Below are 23,018 nucleotides of genomic sequence, written 5' to 3' on the forward strand. Positions count from 1 at the left end.
CTCGTCAGGCAGAAGATTCACTCCCCGCCCAGCTTCCCGATCACGTTCTCCAGGCTCTGCCGGACCTCGTCGATGCCCGCCCACGGATCCTTGCGCAACCGTTTCAGCCGCGCCGGCACGCTGCGGATGTCGAACTGCGCGCCGCTCTTGATCCTGCCCAGTTCCTCCCAGCGCAGCGGCACCGCCACCGGCGCGCCTGGCCGCCCGCGCAATGAATAGGACGCCACCGCCGTGGCGCCGCGCCCGTTGCGCAGGTAGTCGACGAAGATCTTCCGGTTGCGTATCGACTTGGTGCTGACCGCCACGAACTCCAGCGGATGGATGCCCGCCAGTGCACCGGCGAAGCCCTGCGCGAACTGCTTGACCGTACCCCAGTCCGACGGCGGATCGAGCGGTACCACCACGTGCAGCCCCTTGCCGCCGGTGGTGCGCAGGAACGACTGGAGATCGAGGTCCGCGAGCAGCTTGCGCACCAGCCGCGCGGCGGCGACCACGCGTGACCATGCCACGTCGGGCCCGGGGTCCAGGTCGAACACCACCCGGTCGGCGAGGTCCGGCGTGTCGACCCTGGCGCCCCAGGGGTGGAATTCCAGCGTGCCGTACTGCACCAGCTCCATCACCGAATCGGCGGATTGCGGGTAGAGGTAGACCGCCGACGCGCCCGTCTCTTCCTTCAACTTCACGCTGCCGACGAACTTCAGGCCGCCGGAGGGAATGTGTTTCTGGAAGAACGAGGGTTTGTCGATCCCCTCGGGGAAACGGATGATCGAGGTCGGCCGGTTGATCACGCCGGGCAGGAACCAGTCCATCACCGCGCGGTAGTAATCGGCCACGTCCTGCTTGGTGTAGCCGTCGGCCGGATAGACCACGCGTTCGGGGTGGGTGAGGGTGATGCCCGTGGACCCGGCGGCCGCGGATTTGCGCGTGGAGGGCCTGCGCCTGGCGGCGGTGGCTGTGGGCGCGGCGCGGTCGCTGTCGCGCAGGTCGGCCGGGCTCTTGTCCGGGCGCATGGCCTTCAGGCTCGGCTGGCGCAGCAGGCCCTGGTTGCCGATGCCGCGGTAGTTCACCTCCGCCACCGCGGTGGGCTCGATCCAGGTGACACCGCGCCCCGCGTCCTCGGGGTTGCGCACGGTCGGCTTGCTGCTCCCGCCGGTGGCCAGCGTGCGGCTCAGGTCGAGCAGTTGCCGATGGCTGAAACCGCTGCCGACCTGGCCCATGAAGTGCCAGCCGCCGTCCGGTGCCGGCCTGGCGAGCAGCAGTGCGCCGAAGCCCTTGCGCCCGCCCTTGGGCGCGGTGTAGCCGACTACCGCGAATTCGTCGGACTCCACGCGCTTGATCTTCAGCCAGTCGTCGCCACGGCCGGCGCGGTAGGGAGAGTCCACGCGCTTGCTGAGGATGCCCTCGAGCTTCTGCGCGCTGGCCATGGTGAACACCTGGTCGCCGTTGCCCACCACGTGGCTGCTGTAGGAAAGGTGCGCCGGCGCATCCTCCAGCAATACCTCGAGGATCGCCTTGCGCACGTGCAACGGCGTGTTGGAGAGGTCGTAGCCCTCCAGGTACGGCAGGTCGAACAGCATGTAGGCCAGTGGCGCGTTGGCCTCGCCCGAGAGGGTTTTCTGCAGGGCATTGAAATCCGCCTGGCCGTCTGCGCTCAGGGCGATCAGCTCACCGTCCAGGCGTGCCGACCCGATACCGAGCGATTCGATCGCCTGGCGGATGTCGGGGATCTTGTCCGACCACGTCAGCCCGTTGCGCGACCACAGCTCGACCCGGCCATCGGCCACGGTGGCGAGAATGCGGTAGCCGTCCCACTTCACCTCGTGCAGCCACTGCTCGCCGGCGGGCGGGTTCTCGCGCAGGATCGCCAGCTCCGGCTTGAAGAACTCACCGCTGGGCCTGGCCTTCCTCGCGCCCTGCGCCGCGGCGGCCAGTTTGCCGGCCTTGCTGGCGCGGTGGCCGGCGGCCGGCACCTGCTTGCGCTTGCGCGTGTCCAGCGTCGCGGCGACCTCCTTCGCGCCGCCGGAGCGGCCGGCGGCGGCGCGGGTGCTGGCGATCATGCGCTCGTCGAGCAGGTCGTCCGCCTCCACGTCGCCGGCGTAGGCGTCCTTGTCGTGCATCAGGAACCACTGCGGCTGCCTGGCCGGCTTGCCGCTGCGCACCAGGTGCCAGCTGCCCTTGAGCCGGGTGCCGAACAGCTCGAAGCGCAGGTGGCCTTTCTCCAGCTGCGCCTCCGGATCGTACGGAGTGGACCACACACCGGTGTCGAAGGTGTCGACGTGGCCACCGCCGTAGGCGCCGGCCGGAATGTCGCCCTGGAACGTGGCGTAGGAAATCGGGTGGTCTTCCACCTCCACAGCCAGGCGCTTGACCTCCGGGTCGTAGCTCGGCCCCTTGGGGCAGGCCCAGGACTTCAGCGTATCGCCCACCTGCAGCCGGAAGTCGTAGTGCCGGCGACTGGCGTGATGCAGTTGCACCACGAAGATGGGTCGCCCGCCCTGCGCCGCCGAGCCCTCCGAACGTGGTTCGGGCGTGGTGTCGAAGCGTCGCTTGCGATCGTATTCCCTGAGGCTCAACCGGTGGCTCCGCGAAGGCTACCGGCTTGTTGTGGCACCGGGATCGTGAACCCCGGGTGGAATGGCCGACGCCGGCCGGGGTGCGCGAGGGGCCGCCGCTGTCCGGCGGGCACGACCAACGGCACTTCTGGCCGGACGCGGAGCGGGACAGAGTGCCGCTCCCTTCATCCAGGTGGATCCGCCATGCGTTCGCTGCTCGTTGCCCTCGCCTTCTTCCTCGGCCTGTCCGTCGTGCCGCTGCGCGCACAGGCCGGCGAGGCCCGGCACGATGCCGTGATCAACGGCGTACGCCTGGCCTACTGGACCTCGCGGCCGATCGGGCGGACCGACGTGCCGGTGCTGTTCCTGCACGGCGGGCCGGGCTACAACTCCTACAGCTTCCGCATGACGGCGGGGCAGGCGCTGGATGCGCGTTACCCGATGGTCTACCTGGACGAACGCGGCAGCGGCGAAAGCGAGCGGCCCTGGCGCGGCGACTATGCACTGCCCACCCTGGTCGAGGACATCGAGGGTCTGCGCCGGCGGCTGGGAGTCCGGCGGATGGTGGTCGCCGGGCACAGCTTTGGAGGCACCCTGGCGGTGGAATACGCGCAGACGCATCCGGAGCACGTGGCACGTTTGATCCTGATCGATGCCGCGGTGGACCTGCCGGGCGCGATGGAAAGCTGGGTGCACACGCTGGCCACGCAGTTCCCCGCGGCGTACGCGGCGGCCGAGCGCTCGGCCGCCGGCAAGGCCTTGCGTGCCGTGCCGCCCGGCGACACCTGTGCGCTGGCACGCGCCCGCATGGCCTTCGTCGGCGCCGGCACGGCCACCCTGCCGCGGGGGCGCGTGTTCCACGATCGCCAGCAGTTCCACGAGCCGGCCGCGAAGGCGGAGCAGGAGCGGCTGGACGCGCAGAGCGGTTTGCGCAACACGGGCGAGATCGGCGCGGCGTTGATGGCCCCGGGCTCGGGCTTCATCTGCTATTCGGTCACCCATCCGGAGCGGCTGCGCATGCCCACGCTGGTCCTGGTAGGCGCGCACGACCGGGCGGTGGGCGTCGCGCCGCAGCGCGCGCTGGCCAATCGCCTGGCGGATGCGACGCTGGTGGTTTTCCCCGACAGCGCGCACTTCCCCTACCAGGAGGAACCGGCGGCGTTCCTGCAGGCGGTGGACCGGTTCATGGGGCGGGGTGCGTCAGTGGCGTCGAAGCCGGATCACGTGCCGATGCGCCGCCGCTAACGCGCACTTTCCTAGCCTGTCGGCGTGGCCTGCGGGACCCACCGGATTCCCGTCCGGCCACGCCACGACCATCCGGTCTGCGACAGGAGAACCCATGCGCCCCGACCACCAGAAATTGAACGCACAGCACAAGGAAGGCCTGAAAAACGACGCCAAGGACATCGAGAACCGTCGCCAGCCCCAGGCGGCCTCCAGGCAGGGCTACCACGAGCAGGGCAGCGGGCAGGGCCTGGTCCGCCGCCACGACGGCGACCGGGACAACAAGCGCGGCTAGCCCCGCGAGACAGCCGGGCCGTTCCGTCGGTCAGTCCCGATCGGGTGCGCCGAGCGGGAAGTAGGCGCGATAGGGGCGGCCTTCGTCCACCGCGCGTGCGACCGACGGGCGGGCCAGCAGGCGCGCGCGGTAGGCGAGCACGTTGGCGAACGCGCGGTCGATCGGATGCGTCCAGTCGGCGTAGAACAGGAAGGGTGCCGCGGCGCAGTCGGCCAGGCTGAAACCGTCGCCGGCGGCCCACTCGCGACCGGCCATGTGCCGGTCCAGCCAGGCGTAGGCCGTCTCCAGCATGGACCTGGCCTCGGTCACGCCGTAGGCGTCGCGGACGCTTTCCGGACGCAGGCTGTCGAACACCACCTTCTGCACCGGCGTGGATACGTAGTTGTCGAACACGCGGTCGAGCATGCGCACCTCCAGCGCCGCTCCGGCGTCCGCGGGAATCAGCCGCACCGGTCCGGGATGGTGCAGCTGGAGGTGTTCGACGATGCAGCTGGCTTCCAGGATCGTCCGGCCATGGTCGACCAGCAGCGGAAAGCGCCGCATCGGCCACAGTGCCGCCAGTTCCTCGTTCGCCTCGGGCTGTTCCAGCGAGCGGTATTCGAATGCGGTGCCGTTCTCGTAGAGGGCGACGAGCACCTTCTGCGAGTAGGAAGAAAACGGGTGGGCGTAGAGGCGGGGCAGGCTCGCGGGCATGGTGGGCTCCAGGTGGTCTGCCTCCACGACGAACCGCCGCCGCGGGATTCGACACGCGGGCGTTGCACCCGATGCGTCAGTCGCGCACGCGTGCCGGGTTGCCGACCACGGTGGCGCCTTCGGGTACGTCACGGGTGACCACGCTGCCCGCGCCAACCAGCGCGTCGTCTCCCACGCTGACCCCGGGCAGGATCAGCGCGCCGGCACCGATCCAGACGTTGCTGCCGATCCGCACCGGCCGGCCGAACTCCAGGCCGGTCGCGCGCCTGGCCGGGTCACGCGGGTGGTCGGCGGCAAGGATCTGCACGCCCGGGCCGATCTGCGTGCGCTCGCCGATCCGCACGTCGACCACGTCCAGGATGACGCAATGGAAGTTCAGGAAGGCGCCGGCCCCCAGGTGGATGTTGAAGCCGTAGTCGCAGTGGAAAGGCGGGCGGATCACCGCCCCGTCGCCCACCGTGGCGAGGCGTTCCCTGAGCAGGGCGTGCCAGCGCACGGGGCCATCGGCCAGCGCGGCGTTGTAGCGGGCCAGCCAGCGGTGGTTGGCGGCCAGTTCCGCCTGCAGCTCCGGTGCGCTGGCGTCATAGAGCTCGCCTGCCAGCATCTTCTGCCTTTCGCTGCGCACGCGCCGGTCAGTCCTTCAGCGCGCCTTCCTTCGGATCGCTCGCGGCGTACACCGAGTCCGGGTACTCGGCGGCGTGCGGGTGTTTCAGGGCCTGGCGCACGGCCTGCGGCAGGTGGTCGACGTCCAGGATCACCTTGCCTTCGTGCACTTCGCGGATGGCGTCAGCCGGCAGCGTGAAGTCGCCGCCGTTCTCGATGTTGACGACCAGTTCCCTGCTGTCGGCATGGACTTCGCGCACGGCGCCCACGCCCAGTTCGCCGTCGGCGACGAACACCATGAAGCCCGGTTCGATCGGTTCTTGCATGAGACTGACCTCGCTGGGGGAGACCACCCCAGTGTGGCGCCCCGGCTGTGCGGGCCGGGTGACGGTCAGGGCGCCACCTCGCGCACCAGCAACGCGGCGAGTGCGCGCCTGTGCGGCACGCCAATGCCGTTGGGCTCGCCGCGCACGTAGTGGGTCACGTGCGGCACGGGGTCGGCGAAGGCCTGGCCCAGCTGGCCGGCAAGTTCGTCGCGGAAGGCGTGCATCGCGGGCAGGTCCAGGTACTCGATCAGCGACCAGCTGTCGGGTGTGCCGGCATCACCGGAGCCGGCCTTGTGCAGCAGGGCATAGCGGCCGCTGCGCCGCGGCCTCCAGGACAGCGATTCGTACAGCGCTCGCAGCCTTGCCACGCCCAGTCCGGCGGCCGCGGCGCGGGACATCTCCTGGCTCAGCACGGTGGCGTGGAATTCGGCCTTGCGTCGAAGCCGCACTCCGTCGAATTCGCAGGCATCCCCGAAGGGCGTGGCCATCCGCGCGGCCGGCAGCGGCAGCACGAACGCACGCTCCGGCGAGAATCCGGGCCAGGGAAGGGCGGGAAGGCGGGCTTCGTCCATGCGGCGCATGCTCGGGTGGCAGGCGTCGAGGATGGGCGAACGCAGGCCCGTTGTCGCCTCGCCGGGGCGGGGACTCAGGCTGCCGGCATCCTGTACGCTCAGCGCATTTCAGGTCGACCTGCCAGGAACCATGGACCCCAACGCCCCCGCGCACATCGGCATCATCGGACTGGGATACGTCGGCCTGCCGCTGGCGGTGGAGTTCGGGCGGCGCTTCGACACGCTCGGCTACGACATCGACGCCGCGCGCGTGGCGGAACTGCGCGACGGCAACGACCACACGCTGGAGACCTCGCCCGACCAGTTGCGCGCCGCCACGCGCCTGTCGTTCACCGGGCGCGCCGCGGACCTCGCGCCGTGCAACGTGTACATCGTCACCGTGCCCACGCCCATCGACGAGGCGCAGCGGCCGGACCTCAAGCCCCTGGAGGCGGCCTGCCGCATGCTCGGCCCGCTGCTGAAGCGCGGCGACCTGGTGGTGTTCGAGTCGACCGTGTACCCGGGCACCACCGAGGAAGTCTGCGTGCCGCTGCTGGCCGAGGGATCGGGCCTGGCCTTCAATAACGACTTCTTCTGCGGCTACAGCCCGGAGCGGATCAACCCGGGCGATCACGCGCGGCGGGTGACCGACATCGTCAAGCTCACCTCCGGCTCGACGCCGGCCGCGGCCGAGCGGGTGGACGCGCTTTACCGCACGATCATCCGCGCGGGCACGCACAAGACCTCATCGATTCGCGTGGCCGAGTCGGCCAAGGTGATCGAGAACGTGCAGCGCGACGTCAACATCGCCCTGGTCAACGAGCTGGCGCTGATCTTCCACCGGCTGGGCATCGATACCGAGGAAGTGCTCGCCGCCGCGGGCACCAAATGGAACTTCCTGCCGTTCCGGCCGGGCCTGGTCGGCGGTCACTGCATCGGCGTGGACCCGTACTACCTGACCCACAAGGCCGAGATCACCGGTTACCACCCCGAGCTGATCCTGGCCGCGCGGCGCATCAACAGCCGCATGGGCAGCTACGTGGCCGACCGGGTGATCCGCCTGATGAGCGAGCGGCGCCTGCACATCGTCGATGCGCGCGTGCTGGTGCTGGGCTTCGCCTTCAAGGAGAACTGCCCGGACCTGCGCAACACGCGGGTGATCGACATCGTGCGCGAGCTGGAATCCTCCGCCGCCCAGGTGGACGTGTACGACCCCTGGGTGGACGCGGCCGAAGCCGAGCGGGCCTACCGCGTGCGGCTGGTGGAACAGCCGGGCGAGGGCTACGACGCGATCATCGTGGCGGTGGCGCACCGGCAGTTCCAGGAGCTTGGCGCCGAACGCATCCGCGCGCTGGGCAAGCCGGGGGCGGTGATCTACGACGTCAAGTCGGTGCTGCCGCAGCAAGCTGTCGACGGCCGGTTGTAAGCCGCCGACCCCGCACCCGGGCCGTTCCGCCGCGGCGAAAGGACCGGTTCAGTCCGGTTGACCTTGAATCGTCTAATCCGTACCATTTTGGTCTGGATTCGACGAGGCTTTCCCCTTGCTTCGCGTCAGTCGCCTCACCGATTACGCCACGGTGGTGATGACCTGCATTGCCGCCCATCCGCACGACGTGCTCAGCACGGCGCAGATCGCCGACGAGACGCGGCTGGAAGGGCCGACCGTGAGCAAGCTGCTGAAGTCGCTGGGCCATGCCGGCCTGGTCGAATCGTTCCGCGGCGTCAACGGCGGCTACCGGCTGGCGCGACCGGCGCGCGAGATCAGCCTGGCGCAGATCGTCGAGGCGATGGAAGGGCCGATCGGCATGACCGAATGCAGCGTCGAAGGGCAGTGTGGCCGCGAGTCGCAATGCGGCGTGCGCGGCAGCTGGCGGCGCATCAGCAGCGTGCTGGACAACGCGCTGCGCGCGGTCAGCCTGGCCGACATGCTGCAACCGCCGCGCCCGGCGGTGGCCACCGTGGCGCTGAGCGAACTGAAGGGCAGGACCCACGCGTGACCGCTGAATCTATCGAAACCCGCACCGACAACACCGCCTTGCGCGACAACGCCGAGGTCGCCGAAGCCCTGGGCCGCAACTACGCGGCCGGCTTCGTCACCGAGATCGAGAGCGAGAGCCTGCCGCCAGGGCTCAACGAGGACATCATCCGCCAGCTCTCGGCGATCAAGCGCGAGCCGGAGTGGATGACCGAGTGGCGCCTGGCCGCCTTCCGCCACTGGCAGACCATGCCGCAGCCCGACTGGGCCAAGCTGAAGATCGATCCGATCGATTACCAGGCGCTGAGCTACTACTCCGCCCCCAAGGCCGGTCCCAAGTCGCTGGACGAAGTCGATCCGAAGCTGCTGGAAACCTACGAGAAGCTGGGCGTGCCGCTGCACGAACGCGCCGCGCTGGCCGGCGTGGCGGTGGACGCGGTGTTCGACTCGGTCTCGGTCGGCACGACCTTCCGCAAGAAACTGGCCGAGGCCGGCGTGATCTTCTGCTCGATGAGCGAGGCGATCCGCGAGCATCCCGAACTGGTGCAGAAGTACCTCGGCAGTGTCGTCCCGCAGGGCGACAACTACTTTGCCGCGCTCAACTCGGCGGTGTTCTCCGACGGCAGCTTCGTGTTCGTGCCCGCGGGCGTGCGCTGCCCGATGGAGCTGTCCACCTATTTCCGCATCAATGCACAGAACACCGGCCAGTTCGAGCGCACGCTGATCGTCTGCGAGGACCGCGCGCAGGTCTCCTACCTGGAAGGCTGCACCGCGCCGCGGCGCGACGAGAACCAGCTGCACGCGGCGGTGGTCGAGCTGGTCGCGCTCGAGGGCGCGGACATCAAGTATTCGACCGTGCAGAACTGGTACCCCGGCGACGAGAACGGCGTCGGCGGCATCTACAACTTCGTGACCAAGCGCGGCGACTGCCGCGGCGCCGACAGCAAGATCAGCTGGACGCAGGTGGAGACCGGCTCGGCGGTGACCTGGAAGTACCCGTCCGTGGTGCTGCGTGGCGACCGTTCGGTCGGCGAGTTTTACTCGGTGGCGTTGACCCACCATTTCCAGCAGGCCGACACCGGCACCAAGATGATCCACCTGGGCAAGGACACCAAGTCCAAGATCGTCTCCAAGGGCATCTCCGCCGGGCGCAGTTCCAACAGCTACCGCGGCCTGGTCAAGGTGGAGAAGGGCGCCGAGCGCGCGCGCAACTACACCCAGTGCGACTCCCTGCTGATCGGCAAGAAGTGCGGCGCGCACACCTTCCCGTACATGGAAGTGAAGAACCCCAGCGCGATCGTCGAGCACGAGGCGACCACCTCGAAGATCTCCGACGACCAGCTGTTCTACTGCCGCAGCCGCGGCATCGGCGAGGAAGACGCCGTGTCGATGATCGTCGACGGGTTCTGCAAGCAGGTCTTCCGCGAGCTGCCGATGGAGTTCGCGGTCGAGGCGAAGAAGCTGCTGGAGGTCTCGCTGGAAGGGGCGGTCGGATGACCACGGCCGCGACCAGCACGCACCCCGGCGGCACCGACCTGCAGGCCTTGCTGGCGGGACTGAACCCGCGCCTGCATCCGATGCCGCGGCGGTTCCTGTTCGTTTCGCACGAGAAGGCCGCCGCGCGCCTGCATGAAGCGCTGATGATGTTCCGCGAGGACGAGGGCGTCACGCTGATCGTCGACCACGACCTGGAAGGCGCCGAAGTGGTCGCCGACCGCCTGCTGTGGGCGCAGATCACGCTCGGCGTCGAATCCAGTCTCGACGCGGTCGGCATGATGGCCGCCGTCTCCGCCGCGCTCGCCGCGCGCGGCATCTCCTGCAACCCGGTTTCCGCGTTCCTGCACGACCACGTGTTCGTGCCCTGGGACCGTCGCGAGGACGCGCTCGACGCGCTCGCGCACCTCTCCGCCTGATGGAAAGACCATGCTGAAGATTGACAACCTGCACGCCCGCGTCGAGGGCAAGGACATCTTGAAAGGCCTCTCGCTCGAGGTGAAGCCGGGCGAGGTGCACGCCATCATGGGCCCCAACGGCGCCGGCAAGTCCACGCTGGGTAACGTGCTGTCCGGCCGCGAAGGCTACGAGGTGACCGAAGGCTCGGTGCTGTTCGAAGGTCGCAACCTGTTCGAGCTCGAGCCCGAGGAGCGCGCCGCTGCCGGCGTGTTCCTCGCCTTCCAGTACCCGGTCGAGATTCCGGGCGTGAACAACACCTATTTCCTGCGCGCGGCCTTCAACGCGCAGCGCAGGGCGCGCGGCGAGGCGGAGCTCGACTCCATGCAGTTCCTCAAGCTGGTGCGCGAGAAGCTCAAGATCATGCAGCTCTCGCCGGATCTGCTGAACCGGGCGGTGAACGAGGGCTTCTCCGGTGGCGAGAAGAAGCGCAACGAGATCTTCCAGATGGCGCTGCTGGAGCCGAAGCTCGCGATCCTGGACGAGACCGATTCGGGCCTGGACATCGACGCGCTCAAGCAGGTGGCCGAGGGCGTCAAGGCGCTGCGCTCGCCGGAGCGCTCGTTCATCGTGGTGACGCACTACCAGCGGCTGCTCGACTACATCGTGCCGGATTTCGTGCACGTGCTGGCCGGCGGGCGCATCGTCGAGAGCGGCGATCGCAGCCTGGCGCTGAAGCTGGAAGAACACGGCTACGCCTGGGTCGCCGAGCACGGCGAACCGGCCGGGGCTTCGGCATGAACCAGCCGGCCCGCCCGCCGTTCGTCGCCGCCCTGGCCGACGCGCCGCTGCCGGCCAGCGGCATCGCCTGGCTGGACCAGGCGCGCCGCGAGAACCTCGACGCTTTTGTCGCCGCCGGCCTGCCGGACACGCGGGTGGAGGCATGGAAGTACACCGCGCTGCGCGCGCTGGCGCAGCGCAGTTTCGTTGCCGGCGATGGGCAGGCGGCCGGGCGTCCGGTCGATCGGGCCGCCCTGGCGCTTCCCGGCGTCGACGGACCCACGCTGGTGTTCGTCAACGGCGCGTTCCGGGCGGATCTTTCAGCACTCGATGCCCTGCCGGAAGGGGTGAGCCTGCTACCGCTGTCGCGTGCGCTGACCGAGGATCCGGAAACGTTGCGCTTCGCCTTGTCGCGGCATTACCGCGAGCCGGGCGACGCGTTCGCGCGGATCAATGGTGCTTTTGCCGCCGACGGTGCGGTGCTGCGCGTTGCCGACCGGGCCAGGATCGCCACGCCGTTGCGCCTGGTGTTCGTCGGCGCCGCAGCCGATCACGACCTGGCCTGGCACGTGCGCAACCTCGTCGAGGTGGGCGAGGGCGCCGAGATCACGCTGGTCGAGCAGCACCTGGATGCCGGCGGGCAAGCGCACCTGGGAACCCAGCTTGCCGAACTCACCCTGCGCGCCGATGCGGTCCTGCACCACGTGGTGCTGCAACAGGCGGGCGCCAGCAGCCTGGTCCGGCGCAGCCACTACCGGCTGGACACGCGCACCCGGGCGCACCTGCACGTGCTGGAGCTCGGTGGTGCATTGGCCCGGCATGACCTGTGGGCGGAGCTGGTCGGTGATGCGGCCGCCTTCCACACGCATGGCGCCTTCCTGCCCGACGGCCGCCAGCACGTGGACACCCAGCTGGCGATCCACCACCGCGCGCGCGACACCGTGTCGTCCTCGACCTGGCGCGGCGTGGCCAGCGGCCGCGGGCGTGGCGTGTTCCGTGGCGCGATCGTGGTGAACGCCGGTGCCGATGGGGCCGACGCCTCGCTCAACAACAAGAACCTGCTGCTCTCGCCACAGGCCGAGATCGACACCAAGCCGGAGCTGGAGATCTACGCCGACGAGGTGAAGGCCGCGCACGGCGCCACGGTCGGCCAGCTCGACGAGCGTGCGCTCTTCTACCTGCGCTCGCGCGGCATTCCCGGCGCGCAGGCGCGCACGTTGCTGACCTCCGCGTTCGCCCGCGCCCCGTTCGAGTCGCTGCCGCACCAGGCGCTGCGCGAGCATATCGACCAGCTGCTGCTGTCCCGGCTTCCCGCGTGACTCTGCCTTCCCCGCCGGGCAGCGGACCGCGTCGCGGGCGGGGCCGGGCATGATCCCCTCGCGGGCAAACCGAACTTTTCTTCACATCCGGCAGGCTAAAACCTCGTGATCCCTTCACAAAACGAGCCACCGATGTCCGCTACCGCCGCCCACGCACATCCGGCGCCTGCCCTCGACCTCGAGCGGATCCGCGCCGACTTCCCGCTGCTCGCCCGCAGCGTGCATGGCAAGCCGCTGGTCTACCTGGACAACGCCAATACCAGCCAGAAGCCCGCGGCCGTGATCGAAGCGGTCGATGCGCACTACCGCCTGCACAACGCCAACGTCTCCCGCGCCGTGCACCAGCTGGGCGAGGAGGCGACCCTCGCCTACGAGGGCGCGCGCGACAAGCTGGCCCGCTTCATCAATGCGCCCTCGCGCAACGAGCTGGTGCTCACCTCCGGCACGACCCAGGCGATCAACCTGGTCGCCTACAGCTACGCGCTGCCGCAGCTGCAGCCCGGCGACGCCATCCTCACCACGCTGATGGAGCATCACGCCAACATCGTGCCGTGGCAGCTGGTGGCCGGGCGCAGTGGCGCCACGGTGAAGTTCGCCCCGATCGACGAACGCGGCCAGCTGGACGTGGAGCGCTACGTCGCGATGCTGACCCCCGAGGTGAAGCTGGCCTGCGTGGCGCACGTGTCGAACGTACTCGGCACCGTGAACCCGGTGCGCGAGATCGCCCGCGAGTGTGCGCGCCGCGGCATCCCGCTGCTGGTCGACGGTTCGCAGGCGGTGCCGCACCGTCCGGTCGACGTGCAGGCGCTGGGCTGCGACTTCTACGCCTTCACCGGGCACAAGATGCTCGGCCCGACCGGCACCGGCGCACTCTGGGCGCGCCGTGCGCACCTGGATGCGATGCCGCCGTTCTTCGGCGGCGGCGACATGATCCGGCAGGTGCGCGTGGATGGCACCACCTTCGCCGATCCGCCGCACAAGTTCGAGGCCGGTACGCCCAACATCGCCGGCTTCGTCGGCCTGGGCGCGGCGGTGGACTACTACCACTCGCTGGACCTGGGTGCGATCCACGCCTGGGAGCAGGAGCTGCTTGCCTACGCCACCGCGCGCCTGCGCGAGGTACCGGGGCTGCGGCTGTTCGGGGAGGCGGCGGAGAAGGAGCCGGTGATCTCGTTCCTGGTCGAGGGGACGCAGTCGACCGATCTGGCCACGCTGCTGGACCTGGAAGGGGTGGCCGTGCGCTCCGGTCACCACTGCGCCCATCCGCTGATGCAGCACTATGGCGTGCCGGCCACGCTGCGCGCCTCGCTGGCCTTCTACAACACCATGGACGAGGTCGACGTGTTCGTCGCGGCGCTGCAGAAGGTGCGCAAGCTGCTGATGTAGGCCGGGCCCATCGTCGGCGTGATCGGCGGTGGGCTCACGTCTATGGATGTGCCGGGGCCACCCGCCAGACGGTATTGCCCACGTCATCGGCGACCAGCAGCGCACCATCCCGCGCCACCGCCACGCCAACCGGACGCCCCTGTGCGTGCCCATCGTGGTCGACGAAGCCCGTCAGCACGTCCTGCGGCGGGCCGGCGGGCCGGCCGTCGGCGAACGGCACGAAGATCACCCGGTATCCGCTCCGCGGCTTGCGGTTCCATGAGCCGTGCTGGCCGACGAAGGCACCGTTGCGGTACCGCGGCATCGACGGGGCGTCGTAGAACGCCAGGCCGAGCGGGGCGGTGTGGGCGCCCAGTGCGTAGTCGGGTACCACGGCCCGGGCGACCCGTGCCGGGTCCTGCGGGCGCACGCGTTCATCCACGTGTGCGCCGTAGTAGCTGTAGGGCCAGCCGTAGAAGGCGCCCCGGCGCACGGCGGTCATGTAGTCGGGCACCAGGTCGCTGCCCAGCTCGTCGCGTTCGTTGACCGCCACCCACAGCGCACCGCTCTGCGGCTGCCAGGCCATGCCGACCGGGTTGCGCAGGCCGGTGGCGTAGGCGCGCGTGGCGCCGGTGGCCGGGTCGATTTCGAGGATGCGCGCGCGATCCCGTTCCACGGCCAGGCCGTTCTCGCCCGCGTTGCTGTTGGAGCCCACGCTGACGTACAGCCGCCTGCCGTCGGGGCTGGCGACCACGTTCTTGGTCCAGTGGTGATTGATCGCTCCGGCGGGCAGGTCGGCGACCTTGGCGCCGGCAGCGCCGATGCGCGTCTGGCCTTCGCGGTAGGGGAAGCGCAGGAGCGCGTCGGTGTCGGCCACGTACAGCACCTTCCCGACCAGTGCCATGCCGAAGGGCGAATGCAGGTGGTCGAGCAGCACGCTGCGGGTCTCGGCCACGCCATCGCCGTCGGCGTCGCGCAGCAGGGTGATGCGGTCGGCGCTGGGCACGCCGGCACCCGCGCGCCGCTGGATCCGGCGCATGGCCCAGCCCTTCAGTCCCCTGGCGTCTTCCGGTCGCGGCGGCGCGTTGGTCTCGGCCACCAGCACGTCGCCGTCGGGCAGCACATAGAGCCAGCGCGGATGGTCCAGGTCGCGCGCGAAGGCCCGCACCGTCAGGCCGGGCGCGGCGATGGGCCGGGCACCCGGTCGCCAGCCCCGGGCCGGAGCGATATTCACCGTGGGAAGCAGCGAACGGGCGGGCGGTGGCAGCACCGGGTCGGGACCGATGCCCGCCGCCAGCGGCAGGCGCGCGCGGACGCCGCAGGCGGTCAGCATCAGCAGGCAGGGAAACAGCCACAGCGGGCGGTGGATCGGTGGCATCCGGGAAACCTCCAGGGAGGCCCAGTGGAAGCATTCCGGGAGCAAGCCGGCGTGAACCGCGGCCTGTCCCAGGTCATCGTCCCTAGCGTGCCCGTCGCTATCATGTACGCATGACCACGTCTTCCCAGCCCACCTACCGCATGGCCACCGCGGCCGACATTCCCGCCATCGTCGCCCTGGTCGAATCGGCCTATCGCGGGGAGTCGGGCCGACGCGGATGGACCACCGAATCGGACCTCCTGGACGGCCAGCGCACCGACGCGGCCGGCGTCGCCGACGCCTTGTCCCGCCCCGGCAGTTGCATCCTGCTGCTGGAGCACGACGGGCAACCGCTCGCCAGTTGCCAGCTCGAGCGCAAGGGCGAGGCCGCGTACTTCGGGATGTTCGCGGTCGATCCCGCACGGCAGGCCGGGGGCTTGGGCAAGCGGCTGCTGGGCGAAGCCGAGCGGCTCGCGCGGGAGGATTGGGGGTGCCGCCTGATGGAAATGACCGTCATCGTGCAGCGCGAGGAACTGATCGCCTGGTATGAACGCCGCGGCTATCGGCGTACCGGCCAGTTCGCGCCGTTCCCCTACGGCGACGAGCGTTTCGGCATCCCGCGTCGCGGCGACCTGCGCTTCGAGGTGCTGGTGAAGCGACTGGCCGGGGAGGCGGCATGAGTCCGGCGGCCGGGGGCTGGGTCCGCGTGTGCCGGCAGGGCGAGTTGCTGCCGGGCGAGTTCAAGCTGGTCTTCGACGGCGACACGCCGATCGCGGTCTACAACATCGATGGGGCTTACTACGCGATCGAGGACACCTGCACCCATGACGGCGGCGACCTCGCCGGTGGCGAGGTGTTCGGCTTCGAGGTCGAATGTCCCCGGCATGGTGCTCGCTTCGACGTGCGCACCGGCGCCGTGACCCGTCCGCCGGCGTACGAACCGATCGCCAGCTTCCCGGTGCGCGAGGACGAAGGCGCCATCTGGACCCGCGACGACCGCTGAAACGCGCCGCGATTCGAACCTCCTTTCCTCCGCAGGGGGGGCGGTTTCACGCCCGGCCGGTAGCGAGGACGGGCCAGCGGGCACGGGGCCGGTGCCGGCCCGCGCCGGTTGCAGGAGCCCCCGGATACCGGTCCGCTGGCTAGTCCTCTTCCACCTCGGGCAGCGGCACGGCGAGGTGGCAGGTCAGGCCGCTTTCGCGGTAGTCGATGCTCACCGCGCCGTTGCGCGACGGATTGAGGCTGCGTTCGATCAGCCGGGTGCCGAAGCCCTTGTGGGTCGGCGGCTGGACCGGCGGGCCGTCGTGTTCGATCCAGTCCAGATGCAGGATGCGCCGGCCGTTCGTCTCGCCGACGCGCCAGTGGATGCGCACGCCGCCGCCGCATTCCCCCAGGGCGCCGTACTTGATCGCGTTGGTGGCCAGTTCGTGCAGCGCCAGCGCGAAGGACAACGCGTTCTGTGGCGACAGCCGCACGGGTGGCCCCTCGATCTCGAAGCGCTCGCTGCCCCGGAAGTTGTGCGACTGGGCCATCTGCTCGACCAGGTCGCCCAGCAGGGCGCTGTGCCAGTGCTCGCGGGTGAGCACGTCGTGCGCATGCGAGAGCGAGATCAGGCGCGCGTTGAACACCTCGGCCGCGGCCTCCACCGAGTCCGCGTTGCTGAACGACTGCGCGGCCAGGGACTGCACGATCGCCAGGGTGTTTTTCACCCGGTGGTTGAGCTCGTTGATCATGATCCGCTGTTGTTGCTCGGCCAGTTTTCGCTCGTGCACGTCCACGATCAGGCCGGCGAAATAGGTCGGTCGGCCGTCCGCCCCGCGTTGGCAGCGCCCGGAGCCTTCCACCCAGAGGTACTCGTCGCCGGATCTTTGAATGCGGTACTGGCAGCGGTAGGGCAGGCCGCGGCTGACCGTCTCGTGCACGCGCACCTCGACCTCAGGCAGGTCATGCGGATGGATGCGCTCGAAGAAGCGCTCGATCGGCAGGCCGGCGGCGGCCTCCACCGGGTCGACTGCGAAGATGCGCGCAAGGCGGTGGTCGACGACGACCCGGTCGTTCGGCACGTCCCACATCCAGGTACCGAGGACGGCGCCGGCGTCCAGCGCCAGCTCGACCTGCTCGCGTGCGCGATGGTAGGCGCGCTCGGCCTTCACGCGCGCGGTGGTTTCCACCACGGTGGCGAGGAACCCGCGCGGCACCCCCGCGGCGTCGCGCAGCGGGGTGTAGTCCAGGTCGAGCCAGACGTCCTCGGCATGGCCGTTGCGGAACAGGACCAGCGGCTGGTCCTTGTAGGACAGCGCCTGCCCCGCCAGGGTGGCGGCCAGCACGTGCTGGTTGAACTCCGCTACTTCCGGCCAGGCCGCCAGCACGTTCAGCCCCAGCAGGTAGGGGTGTCGCCCGCCGGCGAATTCCGCATAGGCGTCGTTGTAGATCAACTGCGCATCCGGGCCCCACACCATCACCATCGGCAGGTTGGACGACAGGATGAGGTCGACCATGGTGCGCAACGGCTGGGGCCAGGTCGCGATCGGGCCCAGTGCGGTGGCGCCCCAGTCATGGAGGCGTACCCGTTCTTTCATGCCTGGTTCGTTCGGCGTCCGTTCGCTTTGCTCTTCCATGGGGTGGCTTTGTTGTTGGTCTTCCACGTAAGGCGCGCCCGATGCATGGCATGGTTGCGGCCGCCCGGGGGCGCCGGCGGAGGGTCCGCACTGCAAAGCTTAGTGCCCCGGCGCGGCCGTGCGGTTCCCCGCTGCCGGGAATGTGATGTGGCCGGCTTATCCCTGTCGGCGCAGGCGTTCGTCCAGCTCGGCCAGGCGCGCGGGCGTGCCCACGTCCGTCCAGGATCCCCGGTGATGGGTGCCGGACACCTGGCCGTCGCCCATGGCCGTGCGAAGCAGCGGGGCGAGCTTGAAGCGCGGCGGCCGCGCCTGCGCTCCGGGCGTGTCGCCGATCGCCGCGCGCCACCCGCGCAGCAGCCCCGGCCGGTAGACGCCGATGCCGCTGAAGGTCAGCCGCGGCGCGCCTTCGGCGTGCAGCACCCCGTGCGCGTCGAGGTTGAAGTCGCCCTCCGGGTGATGCCCGGGGTTGTCGACCATCACCAGCTGCGCGAGGCCCTGCGGTTCGGCCGGCAGCCGCGTGTAGTCCACGTCGCTGTGGATGTCACCGTTGACCGCGATGAACGGCGCGTCGCCCAGCAACGCCAGCGCGTTGAGCATGCCGCCGCCGGTTTCCAGGGGGACCGCGCCCTCGTAGGCGTAGCGGATGCGCAGGCCCCAGCGGCTGCCGTCGCCGAGCAGCTCGGGGAACTGTCCGGCCAGGTGCGAGGTGTTGATCACCACGTAATGCACGCCGGCGCCGGCGAGTTTCTCCAGGTGCCAGGCGATCAGCGGCTTGCCGCCGGCCTCGAGCAACGGCTTGGGGGTGTGATCGGTGAGCGGGCGCATGCGCTCGCCCAGTCCGGCGGCGAAGATCAGCGCGTGCCTCATGCGGCCGCCGGTACGGTGATGTCGCGGCCGGCCACGCAGCGCTCGACCAGTGCGGCCAGGTCGGCCAGTTCCGGATAGCGGCGTGCCACGGTGAGCACGTAGCCGAGCACGCGCGGCAGGTCGGCGAGGTAGCCACGCTTGCCGTCGCGGTACCAGAGCCGGCAGAAGATGCCGAGCACCTTGATGTGGCGCTGCAGGCCGATCAGGTCGAACCAGCGCTGGAAGCGCTCGCGGTCGACCGAGGCATCGAGCAGGCCCGCCTGTTGCGCGCGCCGGCGGTAGTGCTCGACCCACTGGGCGACGCGCGTCTCGTCCCAGGCGATGTAGCAGTCGCGCAGCAGCGAGGCCAGGTCGTAGGCGAGCGGGCCGTGCAGCGCGCCCTGGAAATCGATAATGCCGGGGTTGCGCAACCACGCGCGGGCCTCCGCGTCCGCCGGGCCGGCATCGAGGAAGGGCGTCAGGCAGGGGACGTGGATCGGGCCGGATCGCTCCGTTTGCATCAGGTTGCGGCTGTGGAAATCGCGGTGCACGAACACGCGCGGCTGCTCGGCCGCGTTGCGCAGAAGCACGGTGAATGCCTGCTCGATCACGTCCCATTCCACGCACTCGGGCGTGTAGCCCAGGTGGCGCTGCAGGAACCACTCGGGCATCAGCTCCAGCTCGCGCTGCAGGAAGGCGTGGCTGTAGGGCGGCAGGTCCGAGCCGTCCACCCGGGTCTGGATGCGCAGCAGGGCATCCATCGCCTGTCCGTAGAGCGCGTCCGCCGTGTCCGGCTTCAGGCAGGACAGGTAGTCCTGCCGGCCGAAGTCCTCGATCAACAGGAAGCCCTGCGCCAGATCGTGCGCAAGCACCTTCGGCGCGTGCAGCCCGGCATCGCGCAGGCGCTCCCCGATGGCCAGCCATGGCGCGGGATCTTCCAGCGCGGGCGGCGAGTCCATCACGATCCAGCCGTGCCCTTCCTGTGGCCGCCAGTAGCTGCGGAAGCTGGCATCGGACGAGGCCGGCGCCAGCGTCAGCGTGTCGTCGTGCAGTGTGGCGCGGGCCCAGGCGAGGCGGGCAGCGGCGCGGTCGGAGGCGGTCTGGGGAAGGTCGGGCGAGGGCATCGCACCAGCTTAGCGAGGCGACGCGCGTGCGGTCCATCGGGGTGTGCGGACACGGACTGGCGGCCGTTCATCCCGTGAGACTGGCGTTTGCGATACTCGGAAAGCACCGGGCGGGTGTAAGCCGCCCGTCGTGCTGTCCGTTCTTCCGCTGGAGCCCCACCCGCATGACCCGACGATCCGGAAGCGCCGACCTGCCGCTGCATGGCGGGCGCGTGCCGCGCTGGCTGGCAGACCGGATGACCCGGTTGGGCGCACTGATGGCCGAGGCGATCGTGCGCGAGTACGGCCGCGACGAGTTCCTGCGCCGCCTGGCGCATCCGTTCTGGTTCCAGTCCTTCGGTGCGGTGATGGGAATGGACTGGCATTCCTCCGGCATCACCACCAGCGTGATCGGCGCGCTCAAGCGCGGCCTGGCGCCGCTGGCGAACGAGCTGGGCATCCACGTCTGCGGCGGGCGCGGCAAGCATTCGCGTGCCACGCCGGGCGAGCTGGTGGCGATCGGCGAGAAGGTCGGCTTCGATGGTGCCGCGCTGGCGGGCGCGAGCCGCCTGGTGGCCAAGGTGGACAGCGCCGCGGTGCAGGACGGGTTCGACCTCTACCTGCACGGCTTCGTGGTGACCGACGATGGCCGGTGGGTGGTGATCCAGCAGGGCATGAACGGCGAGCGCCGGCAGGCGCGGCGCTACCACTGGCTGTCGGAGAACCTGAAGAGCTTCGTCGACGACCCGCACGCGGCGGTCGACGGGCCTGCACAGGGGCAGATCGTCAACCTGGCCGACCACCGCGCGCAGGCCTCGCGCCTGGCGCAACTGGAGCTGCTGCAGACGCTCGGACCGGACGGCATCGCACGCGAGTTCGTGCAGATCGAAGGCAAGGCGGCGCCCGTGCCGCCGGTCGAGGCCCCCCTGCAACTCGGCCTGCTGCCGCATCTGTCGATGCCCGACCACCACGACGTGCGCGGCAGCGACGTCGTCGCACGCCGCCTGCATGGTGCGCTCGCCGCCGCGGCCGAAAACGGACCGCGCGATTTCACCGAACTGCTGCAGGTGCCGGGCATCGGCGCGCGCACCGTGCGCGCGCTGGCGATGGTGGCCGAGGTGGTCCACGGCGCGCCCTGCCGTTTCAGCGATCCGGCGCGTTTTTCGCTGGCGCACGGCGGCAAGGACCGCCACCCGTTCCCGGTCCCCACGCGCGTCTACGACCACACCATCGGCGTGCTCAGGTCCGCGGTGGAGAACGCCAGGCTCGGCCGCGACGAACAACTGGCGGCAGTCAAGCGGCTCGACGAGCAGGCGCGGCGGCTGGAGCGGTACGCCAGCGGCCCGTCGGTCGAGCAGTACATCGCCGGGGAACGCCTGCGCTCGCACGAGTATGGCGGGCGCAGCGTGTTCGGTTGGGAGCCTCCCGCGGCAGTGCCGGTCGCCCGGAAAAAGGCATCCTGACGCCTGCGCAGGGCTCGGGGTCGGCCTTGCCGATTCACATGCCCGGCGACATACGCCGGTGGTTCGGCAGCACCGGTGGCCGTGTGGTCATCATGGAGACGGGCACGAGCGAGCGGCTGCCGGCCGCGAGGCCTGCGCGTGCGTCGTTTCGGTACGGCTCCGCCCAGGTCGTGGCGCTGGAGGCGCCGGCCTCCGCGCCGCCGGGCATCAGTCCCGGTTCCTGGGCGCGTCGCTGTCGTAGCGGCGCTGCAGGCGATGCGTTTCCTGATCGAGCTCGGTTTCCACCTCGTCGCCCCGCGCGGTCTTCGCCTGGCCTGTCCGATCGCGATCCAGCTCGCGGCGTGCGTCGGTGTCCCGCGGCGGCTGCTTGTTCTGGCTCATCACGTGTCTCCTCCGGTTGCAGGAAACCGTTGTACCGCCACGTGCGTCGGCCGCCCGTGGAGGCTCGGGCTCAGCCGCGCGGGGATTGCGCCAGGCAGCGCCGGTAGCGCCCGTCGACGCGCCTGGCGAACCATGCGGTGGTGAGCTTGCGGGTGATCTTCGGGCTTTCCAGCCGGATGCGCGGCAGCATGGCGCGCGGCAGCGGCTTGCGCGCGGTGGCTTCAGCCAGGGCGAACACGCGCGCGTACAGGTCCGTGCGGGTGAAGTCCGGGGACTCGCCTTCGGCCAGCGCATCATGGATGTCGCCCGGCTCCAGCTCCAGGCGCCCGGCGAGGGTGCGCGCGGCCCGTTCGGTGGCCCCGAGCCCGCCGTCATAGCGGATCAGGTCGCCGTCGAAATCCAGCGGAATGCCGGAGGCCGTGCTCAGCGCCTGCTGGAACGCCGCGTTGCGGCTGGCATACCAGCCGGCGTTGTAGTCGGCGAAGCGGTAGAGCATCTGCGGGTAATCGGCCGGGTAGGCGAGCAGGTGGGCGATGCCGAAGTACAGACCGCCGCGCCGGCTGAACACCTCGTGGCGGATCGAACCGTCGAGCGCGTAGGGGTAGGGGTGCCGGTTCGCGTAATCCTCGGCGAAGGCCACGCTCACCTGCATCGGACCGCCGGTGTGTATCGGGTTGTCGTCGCCGAGCAGGCGGCGCCCGAGCGGCACCATGCCGATGAAGTCCTCGTACAGGCGGCTCAGTTCGCGTTCGGTGCGGACGGCAGCCAGGCGGTCGCCGTAGCTCCTGCCGTCCGGTGACTTCAGCGCCAGCGCCGCACGGACCAGGAATTGCGGGACGTGGTGCTGCGCGGCGCGGCGGTCGATCTCCTTGCGCGCGATCCGGCCCAGGCCGGGCACCACCGGGTCGGCGTGATAGCCGGATTCCTGCGCGGCGACGGCGAGGGTCGCGCAGAGATTGCTGGCGGTCGGCGGCATGTCCAGCGCGGAAAACGCGGCGTAGATGTCGGTCGCCCAGCCCTGGCGGTCCGCGGTATCGGCGGGCAGCAGGTGCACGATCTGCGCGCGCACCTCGTCGGGGCGGCGCTGCGGTGCCTCCACCCGCGGGCGTGCGCAGCCGGCGAGCAGGGCCAGCAGCGCAAGCAGGACGACGGAGCGGGAGGGGGGTCGCAGTCGCATTCCGGCCATTCTGCGGTAGCGCCCGCCAATGGTGACTGAAGCCCTCGGCGGCGCCCGACCCGTGACGCCGGGCGGACGGCCCTGCACGCATGGCCCGGAGCGACCCTATGATGGCCGGTCGGCCTGGCGCCTGCGTCGTTTCCAGCGCAGCCACTGGCGTTCGAGCGCGACCAGCGACCAGCGCGTCGGGCGGCGCAGGAACGGCAGATCCTGGGCAAGCAGCAGTACGCCCAGCGGCAACATCCACAGTCCCAGCAGCGGCAGGAAGCTGAACAGTCCGGCCACGATCAGCAACAGGCCCACCGGGATGCGCACCCAGCGGGACGAGGGCGCGCGCAACCATCGCAGCGGGCCCGCGATCCAGCGGGGCAGGCGACGCTCGAAGCGATCCAGATGGTGGTTGAGGCGGTCGGCGTCTTTGATCACCCAAGGCTCCGGTGCAGGCTGCCGGCCATTCGACTACGCGCCGGGGGGAAAGGCCAGCGTGGCGGCGGTCGATG

The 23,018-nt window shown here is 70.1% G+C and carries 24 protein-coding genes; 12 read left to right on the top strand and 12 right to left on the bottom strand.

The genetic code is table 11. The features are described 5' to 3' along the window. Positions 1-17: 17 nt before the first annotated feature. Positions 18-2,573 (bottom strand): DNA ligase D, encoded by a 2,556-nt coding sequence (ligD, locus tag VFH59_RS08345; RefSeq protein ID WP_325164425.1) that lies wholly within the window; start codon positions 2,571-2,573, stop codon positions 18-20. 183 nt (positions 2,574-2,756) lie between these two features. Here ligD and VFH59_RS08350 point away from each other — a divergent pair, with 183 nt between their 5' ends. Both VFH59_RS08350 and VFH59_RS08355 read left to right on the top strand, forming a co-directional pair. Beyond that, positions 2,757-3,797, top strand: coding sequence for an alpha/beta hydrolase (locus VFH59_RS08350; RefSeq protein ID WP_325164426.1), 1,041 nt, complete (start codon positions 2,757-2,759; stop codon positions 3,795-3,797). 94 nt (positions 3,798-3,891) lie between these two features. Then, positions 3,892-4,071 (top strand): hypothetical protein, encoded by a 180-nt coding sequence (locus VFH59_RS08355; RefSeq protein WP_325164427.1) that lies wholly within the window; start codon positions 3,892-3,894, stop codon positions 4,069-4,071. Positions 4,072-4,101: 30 nt separating this feature from the next. On the opposite strand, the gene VFH59_RS08360 is transcribed toward VFH59_RS08355, so the two are convergent. The 4 genes from VFH59_RS08360 to VFH59_RS08375 all read right to left on the bottom strand — a co-directional run bounded on the left by VFH59_RS08360 (position 4,102) and on the right by VFH59_RS08375 (position 6,265). Beyond that, positions 4,102-4,764 (bottom strand): glutathione S-transferase family protein, encoded by a 663-nt coding sequence (locus VFH59_RS08360; RefSeq protein WP_325164428.1) that lies wholly within the window; start codon positions 4,762-4,764, stop codon positions 4,102-4,104. A gap of 76 nt (positions 4,765-4,840) precedes the next feature. Beyond that, positions 4,841-5,389, bottom strand: a complete 549-nt coding sequence (locus VFH59_RS08365) for a sugar O-acetyltransferase (RefSeq protein ID WP_325164429.1) — start codon at positions 5,387-5,389, stop codon at positions 4,841-4,843. A gap of 7 nt (positions 5,390-5,396) precedes the next feature. Then, a complete protein-coding gene (locus VFH59_RS08370; RefSeq protein WP_325164430.1) occupies positions 5,397-5,693 on the bottom strand; it encodes a hypothetical protein in 297 nt (98 codons plus the stop codon). Between the two features lie 65 nt (positions 5,694-5,758). Further along, positions 5,759-6,265 carry a hypothetical protein gene (locus VFH59_RS08375; protein ID WP_325164431.1) on the bottom strand — a complete coding sequence of 169 codons (507 nt, stop codon included), beginning with the start codon at positions 6,263-6,265 and terminating at the stop codon, positions 5,759-5,761. A gap of 130 nt (positions 6,266-6,395) precedes the next feature. On the opposite strand from VFH59_RS08375, the gene VFH59_RS08380 reads away from it, so the two are divergent. From VFH59_RS08380 to VFH59_RS08410, 7 genes are all read left to right on the top strand, one after another. Beyond that, positions 6,396-7,670 (top strand): nucleotide sugar dehydrogenase, encoded by a 1,275-nt coding sequence (locus VFH59_RS08380; RefSeq protein WP_325164432.1) that lies wholly within the window; start codon positions 6,396-6,398, stop codon positions 7,668-7,670. A 115-nt stretch (positions 7,671-7,785) separates the two neighbouring features. Next, a complete protein-coding gene (locus tag VFH59_RS08385) occupies positions 7,786-8,241 on the top strand; it encodes an SUF system Fe-S cluster assembly regulator (protein ID WP_325164433.1) in 456 nt (151 codons plus the stop codon). Positions 8,242-8,279: 38 nt separating this feature from the next. After that, positions 8,280-9,716 (top strand): Fe-S cluster assembly protein SufB, encoded by a 1,437-nt coding sequence (gene sufB, locus VFH59_RS08390; protein ID WP_325164475.1) that lies wholly within the window; start codon positions 8,280-8,282, stop codon positions 9,714-9,716. Then, positions 9,713-10,132 carry an ACT domain-containing protein gene (locus VFH59_RS08395; protein WP_325164434.1) on the top strand — a complete coding sequence of 140 codons (420 nt, stop codon included), beginning with the start codon at positions 9,713-9,715 and terminating at the stop codon, positions 10,130-10,132. The genes sufB and VFH59_RS08395 overlap by 4 nt, the downstream gene beginning before the upstream one ends. A gap of 10 nt (positions 10,133-10,142) precedes the next feature. Continuing rightward, the gene (sufC, locus tag VFH59_RS08400; protein WP_325164435.1) at positions 10,143-10,910 is read left to right on the top strand and encodes a Fe-S cluster assembly ATPase SufC; all 768 of its coding nucleotides are present in this window, start codon (positions 10,143-10,145) and stop codon (positions 10,908-10,910) included. After that, a complete protein-coding gene (gene sufD, locus VFH59_RS08405) occupies positions 10,907-12,208 on the top strand; it encodes a Fe-S cluster assembly protein SufD (protein WP_325164436.1) in 1,302 nt (433 codons plus the stop codon). Before sufC ends, sufD begins: the two co-directional genes overlap by 4 nt. A 132-nt stretch (positions 12,209-12,340) precedes the next feature. Next, complete coding sequence (locus VFH59_RS08410) at positions 12,341-13,594, top strand: cysteine desulfurase (RefSeq protein WP_325164437.1); 1,254 nt, start codon at positions 12,341-12,343, stop codon at positions 13,592-13,594. A gap of 40 nt (positions 13,595-13,634) precedes the next feature. Here VFH59_RS08410 and VFH59_RS08415 read toward each other — a convergent pair whose 3' ends face one another. Further along, entirely contained in the window at positions 13,635-14,966 is a 1,332-nt protein-coding gene (locus VFH59_RS08415; RefSeq protein WP_414655869.1) for a PQQ-dependent sugar dehydrogenase, read from the bottom strand. Between the two features lie 95 nt (positions 14,967-15,061). On the opposite strand from VFH59_RS08415, the gene VFH59_RS08420 reads away from it, so the two are divergent. Further along, positions 15,062-15,610 carry a GNAT family N-acetyltransferase gene (locus tag VFH59_RS08420; RefSeq protein ID WP_325164439.1) on the top strand — a complete coding sequence of 183 codons (549 nt, stop codon included), beginning with the start codon at positions 15,062-15,064 and terminating at the stop codon, positions 15,608-15,610. Beyond that, positions 15,607-15,933 carry a non-heme iron oxygenase ferredoxin subunit gene (locus VFH59_RS08425; RefSeq protein WP_325164440.1) on the top strand — a complete coding sequence of 109 codons (327 nt, stop codon included), beginning with the start codon at positions 15,607-15,609 and terminating at the stop codon, positions 15,931-15,933. The genes VFH59_RS08420 and VFH59_RS08425 overlap by 4 nt, the downstream gene beginning before the upstream one ends. Positions 15,934-16,072: 139 nt before the next feature. On the opposite strand, the gene VFH59_RS08430 is transcribed toward VFH59_RS08425, so the two are convergent. From VFH59_RS08430 to VFH59_RS08440, 3 genes are all read right to left on the bottom strand, one after another. Beyond that, positions 16,073-17,509 (bottom strand): sensor histidine kinase, encoded by a 1,437-nt coding sequence (locus tag VFH59_RS08430; protein WP_325164441.1) that lies wholly within the window; start codon positions 17,507-17,509, stop codon positions 16,073-16,075. Between the two features lie 195 nt (positions 17,510-17,704). Further along, positions 17,705-18,415, bottom strand: coding sequence for an N-acetylmuramate alpha-1-phosphate uridylyltransferase MurU (gene murU, locus VFH59_RS08435; RefSeq protein ID WP_325164442.1), 711 nt, complete (start codon positions 18,413-18,415; stop codon positions 17,705-17,707). Then, positions 18,412-19,518, bottom strand: coding sequence for an aminoglycoside phosphotransferase family protein (locus tag VFH59_RS08440; RefSeq protein ID WP_325164443.1), 1,107 nt, complete (start codon positions 19,516-19,518; stop codon positions 18,412-18,414). Before VFH59_RS08440 ends, murU begins: the two co-directional genes overlap by 4 nt. Positions 19,519-19,682: 164 nt before the next feature. Between VFH59_RS08440 and VFH59_RS08445 the strand changes: the two genes are divergently transcribed. Next, a complete protein-coding gene (locus tag VFH59_RS08445) occupies positions 19,683-20,960 on the top strand; it encodes a DUF763 domain-containing protein (RefSeq protein ID WP_325164444.1) in 1,278 nt (425 codons plus the stop codon). A 207-nt stretch (positions 20,961-21,167) separates the two neighbouring features. On the opposite strand, the gene VFH59_RS08450 is transcribed toward VFH59_RS08445, so the two are convergent. The 3 genes from VFH59_RS08450 to VFH59_RS08460 all read right to left on the bottom strand — a co-directional run bounded on the left by VFH59_RS08450 (position 21,168) and on the right by VFH59_RS08460 (position 22,944). Further along, entirely contained in the window at positions 21,168-21,341 is a 174-nt protein-coding gene (locus tag VFH59_RS08450) for a hypothetical protein (RefSeq protein ID WP_325164445.1), read from the bottom strand. 70 nt (positions 21,342-21,411) lie between these two features. Next, positions 21,412-22,518, bottom strand: a complete 1,107-nt coding sequence (locus VFH59_RS08455) for a DUF1615 domain-containing protein (protein WP_325164446.1) — start codon at positions 22,516-22,518, stop codon at positions 21,412-21,414. Positions 22,519-22,623: 105 nt separating this feature from the next. Then, on the bottom strand, positions 22,624-22,944 hold the full coding sequence (locus VFH59_RS08460; RefSeq protein WP_325164447.1) for a hypothetical protein: 321 nt from the start codon (positions 22,942-22,944) through the stop codon (positions 22,624-22,626). Positions 22,945-23,018: the final 74 nt, after the last annotated feature.

The sequence above is a fragment of the Frateuria sp. genome (assembly GCF_035695185.1).
Lineage (GTDB): Bacteria > Pseudomonadota > Gammaproteobacteria > Xanthomonadales > Rhodanobacteraceae > Frateuria_A.